Below are 17,914 nucleotides of genomic sequence, written 5' to 3' on the forward strand. Positions count from 1 at the left end.
TTGCATGTATTAGGCACGCCGCCAGCGTTCATCCTGAGCCAGGATCAAACTCTCCAATAAAGTTAGTTTGTCTAGCATCTAAAATAAAAATTGACGTTTCACGTTGTTTGTTTCGTTCAGTTTTCAAAGAACTACTTTATCGCTCAGAAGCGACTTTATCAATATAACATTTCGTTATATTTTCGTCAACAACTTTTTTTAATAAGTTGTTTTTCGTTTGTTTTGTTTGTTACCTTTCGTGGCAACGAATATAAATATACCAGTTTGATTATTAAAATGCAATAGTTTTTCTAATAAAATTTTTAACTTAGTAAAAAAGTATAAAAACAGCACATTTCTTCTATATAAATATAATTTCTCGCACTATCAAGATTTACTATACCCACGCAACTCATGCTCAAATAAAAAAAGCTTTGGAGAAATCTCCAAAGCTTAGTCTTGTTTATGGCGCATAGCAGGGAATAATAATACATCACGAATAGATGGTGCATTTGTTAATAACATAACTAGACGATCAATACCGATTCCTAATCCACCCGTAGGAGGCATACCGTACTCAAGAGCTTCAATATAATCGTCATCCATCATGTGAGCTTCGTCATTACCTTGTTCGCGCTCTTTTAATTGCGCTTCAAAACGTTCTTTTTGATCGATTGGATCATTTAACTCAGTGAATGCATTTGCATGTTCACGCGCAACGATAAATAATTCGAAACGATCTGTAAATCTTGGATCTTCATCATTCTTTTTCGCAAGCGGCGAGATTTCTACCGGATGACCGTAAATAAATGTTGGTTGGATTAATTTATCTTCTACTTTTTGTTCGAAGAATTCATTTATAATATGACCAACTTCCATTGTATCTTTAATTTCTACATTATGTTCTTTTGCAAGTTCACGCGCTTCTTCTATACTCATCGGATTCCAGAAATCAGCTCCAGAGTATTGCTTAATCGCATCTACCATATGAAGACGTGTCCATTCTGGTTCTAGATTAATTTCATAATCACCATACTGGATTGTTGTTGTACCCAGTACTTTTTTCGCGATATGAGCAACCATATCTTCTGTTAACTTCATAATATCTTTATAATCAGCGTATGCTTCATATAATTCAATCATCGTAAACTCAGGGTTATGACGAGTTGATACACCCTCATTACGGAATACACGGCCGATCTCATATACTTTTTCTAAACCACCCACAATAAGACGCTTTAAATGTAGCTCAATTGCGATACGCATATATAATTCCATATCTAACGCATTATGGTGTGTAGTGAAAGGACGCGCAGAAGCTCCACCTGCAATTGCATGCATCATAGGTGTTTCCACTTCAAGATAACCGTTGTCATCTAGGTATCTTCTCATCTCACGAATAATTTTACTACGAGTAACGAACGTTTCACGACTTTCCATACTTGTAATTAAGTCTAAGTAACGTTGACGGTAGCGTTGTTCAACATCTTTTAATCCATGGTATTTATCTGGTAATGGACGAAGAGATTTCGTTAATAGCGTAAAGCCTGTTGCTTTTACTGAAAGTTCTCCAACGTTTGTTTTGAACACTTTACCTTCAATACCTACTAAATCACCTAAATCTGCTGTTTTAAATAATTCGTACTCGTCATCTCCAACAGCATCTTTACGAACATAAATTTGAACTTGTCCATGTAAATCTTGAACATGTGCAAATCCAGCTTTCCCTTTTCCGCGTTTTGTCATAATACGACCAGCGATAGAAACAGCGATTTCCTTCTCCTCTAATTCCTCTTTAGAGAACTCTCCATATAGACTCACTAAGTCAGTTGTTGAATTTGTGCGTTCAAATCTTTTACCGAACGGGTCAATTCCTTGTTCACGTAAATTATGTAGCTTTTCACGACGAACAATCAATTGGTCGTTTAATTCTTCGTGGTTCATGTTATCCATGATATTGATATCACTCCAGCTCTATTTAATTTTACAATATATACAGTATAGCATTTTCTACTCAACTAGAAAAACTGCCAGCAACTAACTGGCAGCTCTTCTTTCTTTCACGTAATTATAGGAAGTGTATAGAAGAATGTCAATCTCCTATGTCCATTATTAACCAACGTAAATTGTTTGTTGTTTCGCTTCCACTTCTTCTACAAATGTACCTAACACATTCGCAAGGTCTTCCCGTGTGTTACAAGCATTAATACCATTACGTACACTCGCATTACCACGAACACCTTTTAAATACCAAGCTGCATGTTTTCTCATCTCTCTTACAGCGACACTTTCATTCTTTAAGTCGATAAGACGATCTAGATGCAACATACATACATCAATTTTCTCGCGCACTGTTGGTTCCGGCATTAATTCACCTGTCTCCAAATACTTTACCGTACGATAAATCATCCACGGATCTCCAAGAGCAGCACGCCCAATCATAACACCATCTACACCAATTTCATCAAGCATACGCTTTGCATCTTGCGGCGTTGCGACATCACCATTTCCGATAACCGGGATATTTACAGATTGTTTTACTTGTTTAATAATATCCCAATCCGCTTTTCCTTCATACATTTGCACTCGTGTACGTCCGTGAACCGCCACAGCTTGGCCACCAGCACGCTCAACAGCCCTAGCATTTTCTATTGCGAAAATATGTTCTTCATCCCAACCGATACGCATTTTAACTGTAACCGGCTTTTCAACAGCATCTACAACCGCTGCTACCATTTCATATATTTTATTCGGGTCTAAAAGCCACCTTGCTCCAGCATCACATTTAACGATTTTCGGCACTGGACAACCCATATTAATATCAATTATGTCTGCTGTCGTATATTTATCTACATATTTCGCAGCATCTACAAGAGTTTCTTTCTCTCCACCAAAAATTTGTAAACTTAATGGCTTTTCTCTCTCGTCGATATATAACATATCTAATGTTCTTTTATTATTAAGTAATATTGCCTTATCACTTACCATTTCAGCACAAACTAATCCGGCACCAAATTCTTTTACTGTTAAACGGAATGCAGAGTTACACACTCCCGCCATCGGTGCTAGTACAACCGGATTTTTCATCTCGATATTTGCAATCTTTAACAATCAATCTACTCCTTCCTGTACAATCACTTTGGCATTAATTCCTCTATCGAAACATTTAATGCCTTAGCAACTTCTACTACAAAATCTTGAGAAGGCGATCTATTCCCTCTCTCAACCTCACCTAAAACAGATACAGATACCCCTAGTGCTTTAGCAAAACCTTCTTGTGTGTAACCTTTTAGCTTTCGAAAAGCACGAATGCGTCTTCCCCATTTTTCTGCTTCCATACCGTTACTCCCTCTCGCCTTTTCATTTCTTCTACTTGTGAACATGAAATGTTTTGTTTTATGTCTTGATTAATTTCTAACAACGGAACGATAACAAAAGCTCTTTCAAACATCCGCGGATGCGGAACAATAAGATTCTCTGCTTCAATATTCTCTTGATTATAAAGTAAAATGTCAAGGTCGATAGTCCTCGGCCCCCACCTAATTTCCCTTTTTCTCCCTAGGTCATTTTCTACTTTTTGTGTTACTTTCAATAATTCTTGTGGTGATAAATTGGTAGAAATTTTTATAACTAAATTTAAAAAGCAACTTTGGTCAGTATAGCCAACTGGCTCAGTTTCATATACAGATGAAATATCATCAACCTGAATATAAGGATTTTTATTTAAAAACTGAATCGCTTCGGTTAGATACGTATAACGCTCTCCAATATTTGACCCTAATGCAATGTAAGCTATATTGTTCATGGACGTTCTCTCGTAATTTCTACTGCTACAGCACGATAATGACCCGGTATCGGTGGATCCGGCTTAATTACCTTAATTGTACAGCGCGAAATACTTTCATATTGTTTTAATATATCTGCAGCAATATTTTCAGCGATACTCTCCACAAGCTTATACTTTCTATCCTCAACAACTTTTCTACATAATTCGAAAAGCTCGCCATAATTGACCGAATGCTCTAAGTCATCACTTTCCCCTGCACGCTTTAAATCCAACTCCACCGTTAAGTCAACTTTAAATCTCTGACCTAATTTATTCTCCTCTGGGAACACGCCATGATAACCATAAAACTCCATATCATGGATATAAATTTTATCCAATTACCTTACCCCCTTACCAATCATCGCATCCATCATTTTAGCCATACGCGCCATTTCTTTCACATCATGGACACGAACAAACTCACAGCCCTTTTCAATACCAAGACAAACAGTAGCTCCCGTTCCCTCAAGGCGTTCCTCTACTGGCAAATCTAATACGTGCCCAATAAAGGACTTTCTCGAAGTACCTAAGAGAACCGGATAACCTAGCACATTTAACTGTTCTAAATTACGCATCGCCTCTAAGTTCTGCTCAGGTGTTTTAGCAAAACCGATACCTGGATCTAAAATAATATTCTCATCTCGCACACCAGCATTTTTAGCAATTTTAATACTGTCATACAAATCAGCAATCATATCCGCCATTAAATTACGATAATTCATGTTATCGCGGTTATGCATTAAAATGATGGGTACATCGTAATGAGCTGCGACTTCAGCAATTTTCGGCTCCGCCTTCGCTCCCCAAATATCATTAATAATATGAGCACCAGCCTCAATTGCTTGCTTTGCAACTTCAGCTTTATATGTATCGATAGATATAGGCAATTTTACTTCTTTTGAAACTGCTTGAATCATCGGGACAACTCGCTTTATTTCTTCTTCTACTGATACTTTAGCAAAACCCGGGCGAGTAGATTCGCCACCAATATCAATAATATGAGCACCTTCACCTTGCATTTCTTTTGCGTGACGTACCGCAGCATCTACCTCGTTGTAACTCCCACCATCAGAAAACGAATCTGGTGTTACATTTAAAATCCCCATAATTAATGTCTTTTCATTTAAATTCAATGTATATTCGCCGCAGCGTAAATCATAATCCCACTTCAAACTACACATCTCCTCTTCGTAATTCATTTCTGCTCCATAATTTCTCTCTTTGCATTCCATAAAGGTACATTAAACTTTTTGTAACCACTCCTACTTTACCCGGGAAATCCTGCGCTTCTATACGATAAAGCGGAACAATTTCTTGAATGGAGTTTGTTACGAAGACTTCATCCGCTGAAAGTAGCTCATCTTTTGTAAAGAAACCTTCCTTTACTTCTATATTTAATTCTTCAGCACTCTTTATAATAAACGCACGAGTGATACCATTTAAAATCCCTGTCTCTAACGAAGGTGTATATAAAACATCACCTTTCACAAAAAATAGATTGGAAACAATACCCTCTGCAACATAACCTGCTTCAGTAAGAAAAATACCTTCCTTACTCACAACATTTCCAATTTCACGCTTCCCTAAAATATTATTTAAATAATGATGAGACTTCAGACGAAATGTTCCTTCCGGTGTATTTCGCACTTGCTTTAGAATAACACCTTCTTTTTCCACTACATCTCCTGGAGCTGTTAAAGGTTTTATAAAAACAATAACCGAAGGCTCTTCATACATTTCCGTTTGTAATCCTATTTCATCTATACCCGCTGATACATTAAAACGTACATATGCATGCTTCAATTCATTCTTAGCGAGTAAATCTTTCAAAATAAGCATCACGTCATTTTTTTTCATTGTCCATTTAATTTGCAATGTATCCAGCGCTTCTATTAAACGGTCATAATGATCATCCAATAAGAAAGGATGACCATTATAAATACGAAACGTTTCAAAAACTCCAAGACCATATAAATAACCATGATCATAAGGAGAAATTTTCGCTTCACTTGCTTCTACATACTGACCATTTACGTAAATTAACATAACGTTGCACTTGGACTGTATTTACAAATGAAATTCTGTAACAACTCTTTCCCATGAGAAGTCATAATAGATTCCGGATGGAATTGCACACCCTCTATCGGCAATGTCTTATGACGAAGTGCCATAATTTCTCCTTCCTCTGTCCAAGATGTTACCTCTAAGCAATCGGGTAACGTCTCTTTCTTAACAATAAGGGAATGATAGCGCGTCGCAGTAAACGGATTAGGAATATCCGAAAAAATCGTCTTTCCATCATGATGCATAAGCGACGTTTTCCCATGCATTAATCGTTCTGCACGGACAACCTCTCCACCAAACACTTGTGCAATGGATTGATGCCCTAGACAAACTCCAAAAATCGGAATCTTTCCAGCAAAGTATTTAATAACTTCCATACTAATCCCCGCTTCATTAGGACTACATGGACCTGGAGAAATCATTAGAAAATCTGGTTTCATATTCTCAATATCTGAAATGGTCACTTCATCGTTACGTTTAACAACGAGCTCTTGTCCAAGTTCTCCAAGAAACTGCACTAAATTAAATGTAAAAGAATCATAATTATCAATCATTAATATCATTTCTCTCACCTAACCGTTTCTTCGCTACGTTCTTTTGCACGCCATAAAGCAATCGCCTTTTTTAACGACTCTTTATATTCATTTTCTGGATTTGAATCAATTACAATTCCCGCCCCTGCTTGTACATGAGCTTTTCCATCTTTAGCAAGAAGCGTTCTAATTACAATATTCAATTCTGTATCTCCAGAATAACCAATCCAACCGATTGAACCTGTATAAATCCCTCTTCGAACAGGTTCTAATTCCTCAATAATTTCCATCGTACGTATTTTCGGGGCACCAGTAATTGTTCCCCCAGGGAATACAGCCTTCACTAAATCAAAAGCATCTTTATCTTCTTCCACCTCACCACGCACATTAGAAACAATATGCATAACATGTGAGTATTTCTCAATTACCATAAATTCATCTACTTCTACAGTGCCATATTTACAAACACGTCCTAAATCATTTCTTTCTAAATCCACAAGCATTACATGCTCTGCTCTTTCTTTTTCGTTCTCAATTAATTCTCTTGCTAATTCTTCATCCTCTTGCTCATCCGCGCCTCTAGATCTCGTTCCAGCAATTGGTCTTGTACTTACTTCAGTTCCTTGTTTCTTAATTAACAACTCTGGCGATCCACTAACAATTTGAAAATCCCCAAGCTCCAGGTAACCCATATATGGAGATGGATTAATTTCACGAAGACTTGTATAAATTTCTAGTGGGTGTGTCTGTAACGTTCTTTCTTGTCTCGTCGACAAGTTTACTTGGAACACATCACCCGCCCCAATATATTCTTGAATACATTCAACTGCCTTCATAAAGCCGGCTTCAGTAAAAGCAACTGCTTCACTTTTCTTTTCAGGACTTTCAAAGGGCACAGTCACTTCAGGCGCTTCTGTCATCCAAAGACTCTTCCACTCATTTAGCCGTTCTTTTGCCTCTTCATATTTATCTACATAATGCGTAATAACCCATAACACTTGTTCTTTTTGATCATAGACAAATACGTCATCAAATAATAAAAAGAAGATGTCAGGTATATTAATATCATCTTCCGCAAGAGAAGGCAGCTTTTCAATATAACGGATACAGTCATAACTGAAATAGCCAATTGCACCACCTTGAAAAGGCGGATACTCTGGGTTATAGTCCGTCTTCCATTGTTCCATATATTCTTGCATTAAATCTAACGGATTCCCTCGTTTTATTGTTTCCTTACCACTCTCACTTATATGTAACGTTTCATCCTTCCCTCGGATTACCGCTACTGGGTTCAGCCCTACAATGTTATAACGACCGCCACGGCCGCTTTCTAACAAAATATGTTGCGATTTACCCTGAGAAAGAAATTTATATTGCTTAAAGAAATCTAACTGATATGGAATAGAAAGCGCTAAAGATTTTCTTCGTTGCATATCAACACCCCGTCTTCTTTTATCCCACCCTCTTAGATTAACCAGCTCAAACTACATAAGTTATTTATATAGAGATTGATTATACTCGAAGGCTAGTGAAAATAATTTAATTATACTACCTCTTATTTTACATGAAGTTTTCTAGTCATTCACTCTTTTCCTATTTCCAATCCCAAAAGAAAAAGCACCCTTTTTCAAGGATGCTTTTTCAATCGCGTTTAATTATGATTCAAATTGATAAAGTGGTGTACTTAAATAACGTTCACCGTTACTCGGGATAATAACAAGTACCTTTTTCCCTTTACCTAACTTTTTCGCAACTTCTGTTGCTGCATAAATAACTGCGCCTGAAGAGATACCAACTAAAATACCTTCCTCTTTAGCCACTCTTCTCGCATATTCAAATGCTTGCTCTGTTTTCACTTGAATAATTTCATCATATACTTCTACATCCAACGTCTCCGGAACAAATCCCGCCCCAATTCCTTGGATTTTATGTGGACCTGGTTTCCCACCAGATAATACTGGTGAATCTGCAGGTTCTACTGCATAAATTTTAATATCTTTATACGCTTCCTTCAGTACTTCACCAGCACCAGTAATCGTTCCACCTGTACCAATACCTGCAATAAACGCATCTAATTGGTCACCCATTTGTTCAATAATTTCTGGACCTGTTGTTAAACGGTGAATTTCTGGATTCGATTGGTTTTTGAACTGTTGTGGTATAAAGTAGCCATGCTCTTTTGCTAATTCAGTCGCTTTACGAATTGCTCCACCCATTCCTTCAGGCCCTGGAGTCAATACTAATTCCGCACCGTAAGCACGTAATAAATTACGACGCTCAATACTCATTGTTTCTGGCATTACTAAGATTGCATTATATCCTTTAGCAGCCGCTACCATCGCTAAACCAATTCCTGTGTTACCACTTGTCGGCTCAATGATTGTATCGCCCTCTTTTAATAATCCATTTTTTTCAGCATCTTCAATCATAGCTAATGCGATACGATCTTTAACGCTACTCCCCGGATTCATAAATTCTAATTTTAAGTATATATCTGCGCTGTCTGATTCTACGATGCGGTTCAACTTAACGATCGGCGTTTTCCCGATTAATTCTGAAACTGATTGTGCCACTCGCATTCCTGTCACTCCTAACACCGAGTATTTTTATTGGTTTTATCTATATTTAGATTTTGTCAGAAAATTCCCTGTTTGTCAATTCATTTGGAGGATTGCTCCTCTTAATTCCCTTATTACAAATTCTCGATTAAATTTGTAATATCTTCTTTAGAGAACTTGTATCGTTCATTACAGAAATGACAGTGAACTTCTGTCTCTTCCTCTTCTTCACGAACTTGCTCTAACTCTGTTTTACCTAAACTAATTAATACACTCTCAATACGCTCGCGTGAGCATGTGCAATTAAATTGAACATCCATTGTTTCTAATACTTTTACTTTATCTTCTCCAAGAACTGCATATAGTAGCTCTTCCGGAGAAAGTCCTTGTTCAATCAACGTTGATACAGGTGGAATCTTTTGTAAACGGTCTTCAATAAATGAAATCGTTTCATCTTGCGCACCCGGCATAATTTGAAGGATGAATCCACCTGCCGCTAATATGCTATCATCTCCATTTACAAGAACACCAACACCTACAGAAGAAGGCGTTTGTTCAGAAACTGCAAAATAATACGTAAAGTCTTCTCCTAATTCTCCTGAAACGATTGGAGATTGACCAATAAACGGCTCACGCATTCCAATATCTTTAATTACAGTTACAAACCCCTCTGTACCTACCGCTTGATATACACGTAACTTCCCTTGTTCTGTTCCTTCAAAATCAACATGCGGATTCGTTACATAACCACGTACATCTCCATTTGCATGAGCATCTACTAAGATAGGACCAATCGGACCGTTACCTTCTACCTTAATCGTTAACTTTTGCTCACCTTTTAACATTGCGCCCATCATTGTACCCGCAGTTAAAGAACGCCCTAGTGCCGCTGAAGCTGTTCTCCATGTATCATGACGTCTTTGCGCCTCACTTACTGTATTTGTTGTACGTACACTATACGCACGCACTTCTCCATCAAACGCTAACGCTTTTACTAAATAATCTTTCATACGTATTTATTCACCTTTCTCATGCTGTAAATTTGCATTACGTTCATATAACATGTATAAACCTTTTAACGTTAAAAATGGATCTACAATATCAATTACATTCGATTCTTCGGAAATTAATTTTGCTAATCCACCTGTTGCAATAACTTTAGGTTCTTGTCTAGCTTCTTCTTTCATACGCTTAACAATACCTTCCACTTGTCCAACATAACCATAAAGAATACCCGATTGCATCGCACTTACTGTATTTTTCCCAACTACACTGCTTGGTTTTGTAATTTCGATACGAGGAAGTTTTGCTGCTCTGCTATATAAAGCCTCTGCTGAAATCATAATTCCTGGCGTAATAACTCCACCCATATAATGCTTTTCTTCGTTAATATAACAATATGTAGTAGCCGTACCAAAATCAACAATAATAAGCGGACTTCCATATAAGTGGATTCCTGCTACTGCATTTACAATTCGGTCTGCGCCTACTTCACGCGGATTTTCATATTTAATATTTAGCCCTGTTTTTATCCCAGGCCCTACTACAAGCGGTTTAATTTTAAAATATTTTTCACACATGCGCTCTAAAGCAAACATAATTGGTGGTACGACTGAAGACACAATAATACCTTTCACATCTTCAAACGAAAGACCTTCATGCTCAAGCAATTGCTTTACAAGCATTCCATATTCATCTTCTGTCTTATGACGATCTGTTTCCATGCGCCAATGCTGACGAAGTTCCCCCTCTTCAAACACACCTAGTACAGCATTTGTGTTCCCTACATCCAATACAAAAATCATATTCTCACCACTTATCTTATTTAATCTATATTTGTGCAGTATGTATAAAACTTATAAAAACATCATATCACACATACTTATATAATCAGCTTTCCTATCCTCATCATTTTACAAAAAGATTGCTCTCTATTTCAATTTTTAATACTAGTTTTACTTAAATTACTTTATCCACTAAGTTCTCAATAGTAATTAACAAAGGTTTTAACAAACAAAAAAGGAGTGACGATAGTCACTCCTTCGTTTCTTACTTATCTTCTTTATCTTCATCGTCTTTCTTCATGTTGATGTTTACTTTCACATCATCTGAAGATGTTGGACGTTCTGGCAATCTGCCGTAATCACATAAATGATTGATTTGCTCAGCATCTAACGTTTCTACTTCAAGTAACGTTTTTGCAATAAGATCTAGCTTATCACGATTTTCAGTAAGAATGTCTTTTGCACGAGCATAACATTCTTTCATAATCGTTTGCATTTCTACATCGATATCGTGTGCAATTGCATCACTGTAGTTTTGCTCTGAATGGAAGTCTCTTCCTAAGAACACTTGACCACCTTGCGAACTACCAAATTGCATTGGTCCAAGCTTATCACTCATACCGAATTCTGTAACCATACGTCTTGCAATGCCCGTCGCACGTTGGAAGTCGTTGTGAGCACCTGTACTCACTTCACCAAATACAATCTCCTCAGCTACTCGACCACCAAGTAAACCAGTGATTTTATCAAGTAACTCTGGCTTTGTCATGAAGTAACGATCTTCTTTCGGAAGCATTACTGCATATCCACCAGCTTGACCACGAGGGACAATTGTTACTTTATGAACGACATCAGCTTCATCAAGAACAACACCAATTACAGTATGACCCGCTTCATGGAAAGCAACGATATTACGTTCTTTTTCAGAGATAACACGACTTTTCTTAGCCGGACCTGCAATAACGCGATCCGTTGCTTCATCAATGTCACTCATATCAATTTTCTTCTTATCTTGACGCGCAGCTACTAAAGCAGCTTCGTTTAATAAGTTTTCAAGATCAGCACCAGAGAATCCTGGCGTACGAGTTGCAATTGCTCTTAAGTTGATATTCTCATCAAGCGGTTTATTACGAGCATGCACCTTCAGTACAGCTTCACGGCCATTTACATCTGGACGATCTACTGTAATTTGACGGTCAAAACGACCTGGACGTAATAATGCTGGATCAAGAATATCAGGACGGTTTGTCGCAGCGATGATAATAATACCTTCGTTTGCACCGAATCCATCCATTTCAACAAGTAATTGGTTCAACGTTTGCTCACGCTCATCATGGCCACCACCAAGACCTGCGCCACGTTGACGCCCTACTGCATCAATTTCATCAATGAAAATGATACAAGGAGCATTTTTCTTTGCATTTTCAAATAAATCACGTACACGTGATGCACCGACACCCACAAACATCTCTACGAAGTCAGAACCACTGATAGAGAAGAATGGAACGCCAGCCTCACCTGCAACAGCACGTGCTAATAAAGTTTTACCTGTACCTGGAGGTCCAACTAATAGGACACCCTTTGGAATACGAGCACCAACTTCAGAGAACTTACGAGGGTCTTTCAAGAATTCAACTACCTCAACAAGTTCTTGTTTCTCTTCATCCGCACCAGCAACATCTCTGAAACGAACTTTTTTCTTTTCATCATTATATAACTTCGCCTTACTTTTCCCGAAGTTCATAACACGGCTACCGCCGCCTTGAGCTTGGTTTAATAAGAAGAAGAATAAAATGAAGATGATGACAAATGGAATGATTGAAGTAAAGAATGTTACCCAGGCACTTGTTTCTTCTGCTGGTTGATACTTAACTTCGGCACCTTTCGCTTTATCATTAATTTTCTTTTGTAATTCCTCAGTATTTGGTGCATAAGTAACAAATTGTTCTCCTTGGCTAGAGTTATTGAATTGTCCTTTTACCTCAAATACACCATTTTTCGGTTGAAGTTGCACATTACGCACTTCACCGCTTTCTAGTTTAGTAATGAATTTGTCGTAGCTAACTGATGTCGTTTTTTGTGTCGAACCATTAAAATAGCTCACGATTCCAATTACTACTAAGAATATCAGTAAATAAAAGATGGTATTACGGAAGATACGATTCATTCCTAACCTCCTCTCACGGCATAAACACTATAGTAAATCGTAACATAGAAAAACTTTCCTATACAATTGTGAAGCCTATATTTAATTAATTTGAGTAAACGCTTGGTTTTAATACGCCTACATAAGGAAGATTACGGTACTGCTCTTTATAATCTAATCCATATCCTACTACAAATTCATGTGGAACAGTAAATCCAACATAATCCGCTTTCAGATCAACCTTACGGCCTGTTGGCTTATCTAATAATGTAACAATTTTTACAGACTTCGCTTTACGATATTTGAATAAGTCTACTAAGTAGCTTAGTGTAAGACCACTATCAATAATATCTTCGACGATTAAAATATCGCGACCTTCTACAGAAGTATCAAGATCTTTTAAAATTTTCACTTCGCCTGTTGAAACTGTAGAGTGACCGTAACTAGATACAGCCATAAAATCCATTTCAAGATATGTATCTGTTCTCTTTAATAAATCTGCCATGAATGGCATTGCGCCTTTTAATACACCAATTGCAAGAGGTACTGTGTTTTTATAATCCTCTGCAACAATTGCACCTAGTTCGCGCACCTTTTCTTGTATTTGCTCTTCAGAAATTAATACTTTTTCGATATCTTGATTCATCATTTCATTATCCTCCCGGAAGACTCCTTGCTTTTGTAGTGAATAATCATATATTTATCCTTCTTTGCCATCTCTTTCGAAATTGCAAATGCAGACCGCTTCAACAAGGGTACCCAAATAATGGTCCCACTTGCATCACAAACGACCGGCCATTCTTCTCTTTTTTCTTTCGGTACTTTTGCTTCGATAAAAATAGCTTTTATCTTTTTCGTGCCATTCATACCTTGTATTGACATGCGATCTCCATTTTCCCTAGAACGAATACGAAGTGGATATGATATATCATTATACTTAGCAACAAATACTGTTTCATTCATGTTACTTGGTATATCTTCGCTCACCTCTGTTACAAATTCATCCCCGTTCAATAGCGTAATGGTCCCGGGTACTGATAAATCTTGTAAAAAAGGAGAAACAATTTCTTGTTTAAATCTAAAGCTACACTCCTCGTATGTACGAACAATTTTCAAATCACCTGGAAAATCAAGTGAACCTGAAGGTTGTGTCCGCTTAAAAAACTCAATCACCTTGTCAATATGTATGGAAGAAAGAGAAGATGGAATCTTATATTCATAAAGATAGTTTAATATTAGTTGAATCCCTCTTCTTTGTAAAGGCATAGACATGGATTCAAAGGCAGGAATTGATAAGCTAATTTGTTTATCACTTTTTTTTGTAATTACTTTATTCATTTTCTCAAAAGCTAATTCCTGCAAATAAGCCTCATCCTCTTGCATCTGCACGCTAAATTTTTGGAATTTCTCATGCACTTGTGGATTTTCTTCTTTCAAATGAGGAAGGACATATTTACGTAATCGATTCCTTGTATATACTTCCTTTTTATTACTCGGATCTATACGTGGCATTAAATTTAGCTTATTACAGTAATCAACAATTTCTTCCTTCGTTACCCCAAGTAACGGCCTAATTAAATACCCATTATGAAAAGGACGCTTCACTGCAATTCCTGCATATCCTTTCGGAGTACTCCCTCTTACAAGACGCATTAAAATTGTCTCGACTTGATCATCTCCATGATGTCCAAGAGCAACATATCTTGCATCATATTTCTTCATTATTCTTTCCAAAAATGCATATCTGCATTCTCTAGCAGCAACCTGTGCATTCATTCCGTATTGCTGTTGATATTGTGATACATTAATCCTTATCGTTTCACAAATAATTCCCAGTTCTTCACAAAGGCCCTGCACAAACCGTAAATCCTCATGAGATTCATCACCTCTAAACATATGATCCACATGAGCTACTACAATTTCCAACTGTTTTTCCGCTCTTTTTTCTAATAAATAATATAAAAGCGCTAACGAGTCAGGACCACCAGAAACTCCCACAACAATTGTTGAATCATTCTTTAATACATCATGCTGCTTTACAAAGTCATCTACTTTTTCAACAAATGTATCTTTCAACTTCGTAATCACCTTTCATTAAACAAGAACAGCAACGTTAGTTGCCTTGTCTACAATGGTACAACTTTTACAAACATTGTGCAAAAAAAAGATATACAAAAATTACATTTTTATCTTACATCCTCCGTGTATATTCACAAAATTAATAACATTACCTTTTTCCACAAAAAAACCTAGGTATTCACCTAGGTTTTTAAAATCAAATTATAGATAAACATTCCACTTACATTTTACTGCGCCTGCATTCCTACAATCGGAATCGTAGCCCACTTCGGCATATTTTTCTTCACTTTTGCCACTACAATAGTCATATCATCATTTATATAACCATCACAAGAGCGAATCACTTCTTCCATAATGATATCAGCAATTTCTTGCGGGTCTTCGGTTTGCAATTCTTTAATTTTTCGTTTCATCCACAATTCATGATTCTCCACATGCTGTGCTCCTTCAAAAATCCCATCGCTCATCATAATAAGAATATCGCCCGTTTTTAATTGTTCACCCACCACATCAACTTCAACATCTTCAATGATTCCCATCGGCAAATTACTTGCTTCAATTTTCAAAATATTATTTGCGCGTTTAACAAAACTCGGCGTTGATCCAATCTTTAAAAACCTTGCACTCGCATCCCGCAAATCTACCATAGCTAAATCTAACGTCGTAAACATCTCTTCTGTCGTTCTCAAAGAAAGAATTGAATTGATAGACTTAATTGCTATTTCTTCATCAATGCCCGATTGGAGTATTTTTTGTAATAATTTCACCGTTTCCTTACTTTCCATATGAGCCCTTTGCCCATTCCCCATACCATCACTAATTGCAAGTGCATATTTACCAACACTTAAATCCATCATCGCATAAGAGTCACCCGAAACAAATCCACCGCCTTTTGCAGCTGTAGCCAATCCTGTATCAAGAGAATACGTCTTCGCCGAACCAAATGATATTAAACTATGGCCATTTGGATAAGAAGACTTTTCTTCATGTTTAACGACAATATTTTCTTTAAGGATATCCGAAAGCATCGGTGCAACTAACTTTTCACATTCACCATGTTCATTAGATGCAACTGGAATTAACATTTCAATATCAATACTTCCTCTATCTAAACAATAAATATCAACATGCTCTACTTCGACACCAAAATCACGGAATGCTTGCATAATCTGTTCTTCCTGCACTTGATGATTTTCACGCTCTCGTTGTATCTCCTTAGCAAAATCCTCCATAACCTTTGATACACCTAATAGTTGCTCCGCTACTATTCTACGATTTTCCTTCATTTGTTTTCGTAATTTTTGTCCCTCATAGAAGTGATCTAATTCACCCGCTACTAAATCCGTCACTTTTTTCCCTCTCACACAATGCTTGTCCCACTCACGAACTAATTTACGATTATGTTGCAGGGTTCCTTCTTCCGTTTCATTCATTATTTGTTTCATATAATCGTACGTTTTATCAAAATTCACTACCCAGCATTGATCCTTTTTAAAGCATGTTTGACATGTTTTCGCAGTAATTGTACTCAAAAACAAATCTGCTTCTGTCTCTTTATCTTCTTCCTCTACATACCCATATACAGAAAAGCTATTAGATAAAGCAGCAAATACATTTGCAAATTGGTTGATTTTATTTGCTGTAACATCACGCATCCTTCTTAAATATTGTTGTTGGTCTTGCGAATGCTCTTGTGTACCTGGCATAAATTTAGCAATACGATCCAAAACAAGCTTCGGTGTTAATAAGAAGATAACAATCGCTACACCTGACTCAATTAAAGTTGTTACAATATTTGTCTGTTTGTCCACATATAATGTAATTAAGCTTGTCCCAATTAATAAACCTAAACTAACACCTAAACGCTTCCCTTCTTTTAACAATCCACCAAGCAATCCAGAGAAAGCAAGAAGGCTAAGCTGAGACAAGCTAGACACATTTGCTAAACTTAATATTAGTCCTGTTACAACCCCTACTGTGGATCCTGTGGCAGCACCTGCAATAAATGCAAATACTAGCACTAAATACCTTGTAAAAATATGTTGAATAGAAGCATCATATACAAACCAATCTGTTGTACCCGTTAAAACAGATGCTAGTAATATAATCAAACAAACAATTTCTTCCGTCTCTAATGCCTGTTGTTTTCCTTTCCTTTCCACTAAAAGCGGGACGCTTTGTAAAAATATCATAGTTAATACGAAACTAAGCCCAGCCTCAATGGTACTAACGAGTAAATCGTACATGGTGACAGTTTGTTGCGCAAAATATACAACAACTAAGTGTGCGGTTAATGCGGAGATAAATACTTGAAATGGAACAAGTCCAACAGTTTTACGTGTAAATCGACTAAAGAAGATATTATAAATGAAGAAGGTAAAGATAGATGCAAAGGTAAAAAACAAATTATCTATCGATACCGAAAGAGCTCCTCCCATTAGAGCTAAAAATGCTAGCGGCATCTTATCCCGCTTCATAACATAAACAGCAGCAAAAAATGGCAGTGCAAACGGTAAAATATTTGTTAATATATATGCTCGTCCCAAAAGAAAACCAATAACAACAATAATAAATCCCCATCTAAAGAAAACTTGCTCAAATTTCATTCGCAACTTACTCGTCCACTTTATTCCTCCAAGCTGACTCTCATTCATTGCCAATGCACTTGTATTCATAGTATTCCTTCCTGCTTTAGGCATATTTTTAACACCACCTGCATAGTTTAATTACTGTCATTATAAAAGATGATTGTTGGTTTTTTTGTCAAAACAACAGTTTTCACTTTTATAATCGTTCGACTTTTTATTCGAAATAACTCTACAGATATACACGGTATGTAAGTTATTTTTGAGATTTTAATTAAATATTCAGAAAATATAGGGTGATTTTGTAGAAGTGTTGTATATCTTAATTTATTTAACAAAAAAAGATCATGCAAATTTGCA

Annotated in this window: 16 protein-coding genes and 1 rRNA gene; all 17 read right to left on the reverse strand. The window is 36.8% G+C overall.

Annotation, left to right across the window (positions count from 1 at the left end; genetic code table 11):
• Positions 1-60 (reverse strand): 16S ribosomal RNA (locus ES895_RS27670); the annotation flags it as partial.
• A 372-nt stretch (positions 61-432) separates the two neighbouring features.
• Positions 433-1,932, reverse strand: coding sequence for a lysine--tRNA ligase (lysS, locus tag ES895_RS27675; RefSeq protein ID WP_000369667.1), 1,500 nt, complete (start codon positions 1,930-1,932; stop codon positions 433-435).
• Between the two features lie 159 nt (positions 1,933-2,091).
• Positions 2,092-3,090, reverse strand: coding sequence for a tRNA dihydrouridine synthase DusB (dusB, locus tag ES895_RS27680; protein WP_000912251.1), 999 nt, complete (start codon positions 3,088-3,090; stop codon positions 2,092-2,094).
• A gap of 23 nt (positions 3,091-3,113) precedes the next feature.
• Positions 3,114-3,317, reverse strand: coding sequence for a helix-turn-helix domain-containing protein (locus tag ES895_RS27685; RefSeq protein WP_000387024.1), 204 nt, complete (start codon positions 3,315-3,317; stop codon positions 3,114-3,116).
• Entirely contained in the window at positions 3,269-3,784 is a 516-nt protein-coding gene (gene folK, locus ES895_RS27690) for a 2-amino-4-hydroxy-6-hydroxymethyldihydropteridine diphosphokinase (RefSeq protein ID WP_001059447.1), read from the reverse strand. The genes ES895_RS27685 and folK overlap by 49 nt, the downstream gene beginning before the upstream one ends.
• Positions 3,781-4,143 (reverse strand): dihydroneopterin aldolase, encoded by a 363-nt coding sequence (gene folB, locus ES895_RS27695; protein ID WP_000358062.1) that lies wholly within the window; start codon positions 4,141-4,143, stop codon positions 3,781-3,783. The genes folK and folB overlap by 4 nt, the downstream gene beginning before the upstream one ends.
• Entirely contained in the window at positions 4,144-5,004 is an 861-nt protein-coding gene (folP, locus tag ES895_RS27700) for a dihydropteroate synthase (RefSeq protein WP_002103948.1), read from the reverse strand. It abuts the gene before it with no gap.
• A complete protein-coding gene (gene pabC / locus ES895_RS27705) occupies positions 4,979-5,851 on the reverse strand; it encodes an aminodeoxychorismate lyase (protein WP_097999573.1) in 873 nt (290 codons plus the stop codon). Before pabC ends, folP begins: the two co-directional genes overlap by 26 nt.
• Positions 5,845-6,432: an aminodeoxychorismate/anthranilate synthase component II gene (gene pabA / locus ES895_RS27710; protein ID WP_000602296.1), complete on the reverse strand. Its 588-nt coding sequence runs from the start codon at positions 6,430-6,432 to the stop codon at positions 5,845-5,847. The genes pabC and pabA overlap by 7 nt, the downstream gene beginning before the upstream one ends.
• A 5-nt stretch (positions 6,433-6,437) precedes the next feature.
• Positions 6,438-7,835: an aminodeoxychorismate synthase component I gene (pabB, locus tag ES895_RS27715; protein WP_001189719.1), complete on the reverse strand. Its 1,398-nt coding sequence runs from the start codon at positions 7,833-7,835 to the stop codon at positions 6,438-6,440.
• A gap of 222 nt (positions 7,836-8,057) precedes the next feature.
• The gene (cysK, locus tag ES895_RS27720; RefSeq protein ID WP_001261719.1) at positions 8,058-8,981 is read right to left on the reverse strand and encodes a cysteine synthase A; all 924 of its coding nucleotides are present in this window, start codon (positions 8,979-8,981) and stop codon (positions 8,058-8,060) included.
• Positions 8,982-9,094: 113 nt separating this feature from the next.
• Positions 9,095-9,970, reverse strand: a complete 876-nt coding sequence (gene hslO / locus ES895_RS27725; RefSeq protein WP_000656372.1) for a redox-regulated molecular chaperone HslO — start codon at positions 9,968-9,970, stop codon at positions 9,095-9,097.
• A 6-nt stretch (positions 9,971-9,976) separates the two neighbouring features.
• Positions 9,977-10,765 (reverse strand): type III pantothenate kinase, encoded by a 789-nt coding sequence (locus ES895_RS27730; protein WP_000578368.1) that lies wholly within the window; start codon positions 10,763-10,765, stop codon positions 9,977-9,979.
• A 244-nt stretch (positions 10,766-11,009) separates the two neighbouring features.
• Positions 11,010-12,911, reverse strand: a complete 1,902-nt coding sequence (gene ftsH, locus ES895_RS27735; protein WP_001079672.1) for an ATP-dependent zinc metalloprotease FtsH — start codon at positions 12,909-12,911, stop codon at positions 11,010-11,012.
• A gap of 85 nt (positions 12,912-12,996) precedes the next feature.
• A complete protein-coding gene (gene hpt, locus ES895_RS27740) occupies positions 12,997-13,539 on the reverse strand; it encodes a hypoxanthine phosphoribosyltransferase (protein WP_000981844.1) in 543 nt (180 codons plus the stop codon).
• On the reverse strand, positions 13,536-14,966 hold the full coding sequence (gene tilS, locus ES895_RS27745; protein WP_000655458.1) for a tRNA lysidine(34) synthetase TilS: 1,431 nt from the start codon (positions 14,964-14,966) through the stop codon (positions 13,536-13,538). Before tilS ends, hpt begins: the two co-directional genes overlap by 4 nt.
• 230 nt (positions 14,967-15,196) lie before the next feature.
• Positions 15,197-17,668: a stage II sporulation protein E gene (gene spoIIE / locus ES895_RS27750; protein WP_001123552.1), complete on the reverse strand. Its 2,472-nt coding sequence runs from the start codon at positions 17,666-17,668 to the stop codon at positions 15,197-15,199.
• Between the last annotated feature and the right edge of the window lie 246 nt (positions 17,669-17,914).

Source organism: Bacillus sp. 007/AIA-02/001, from assembly GCF_004634455.1.
GTDB lineage: Bacteria > Bacillota > Bacilli > Bacillales > Bacillaceae_G > Bacillus_A > Bacillus_A cereus.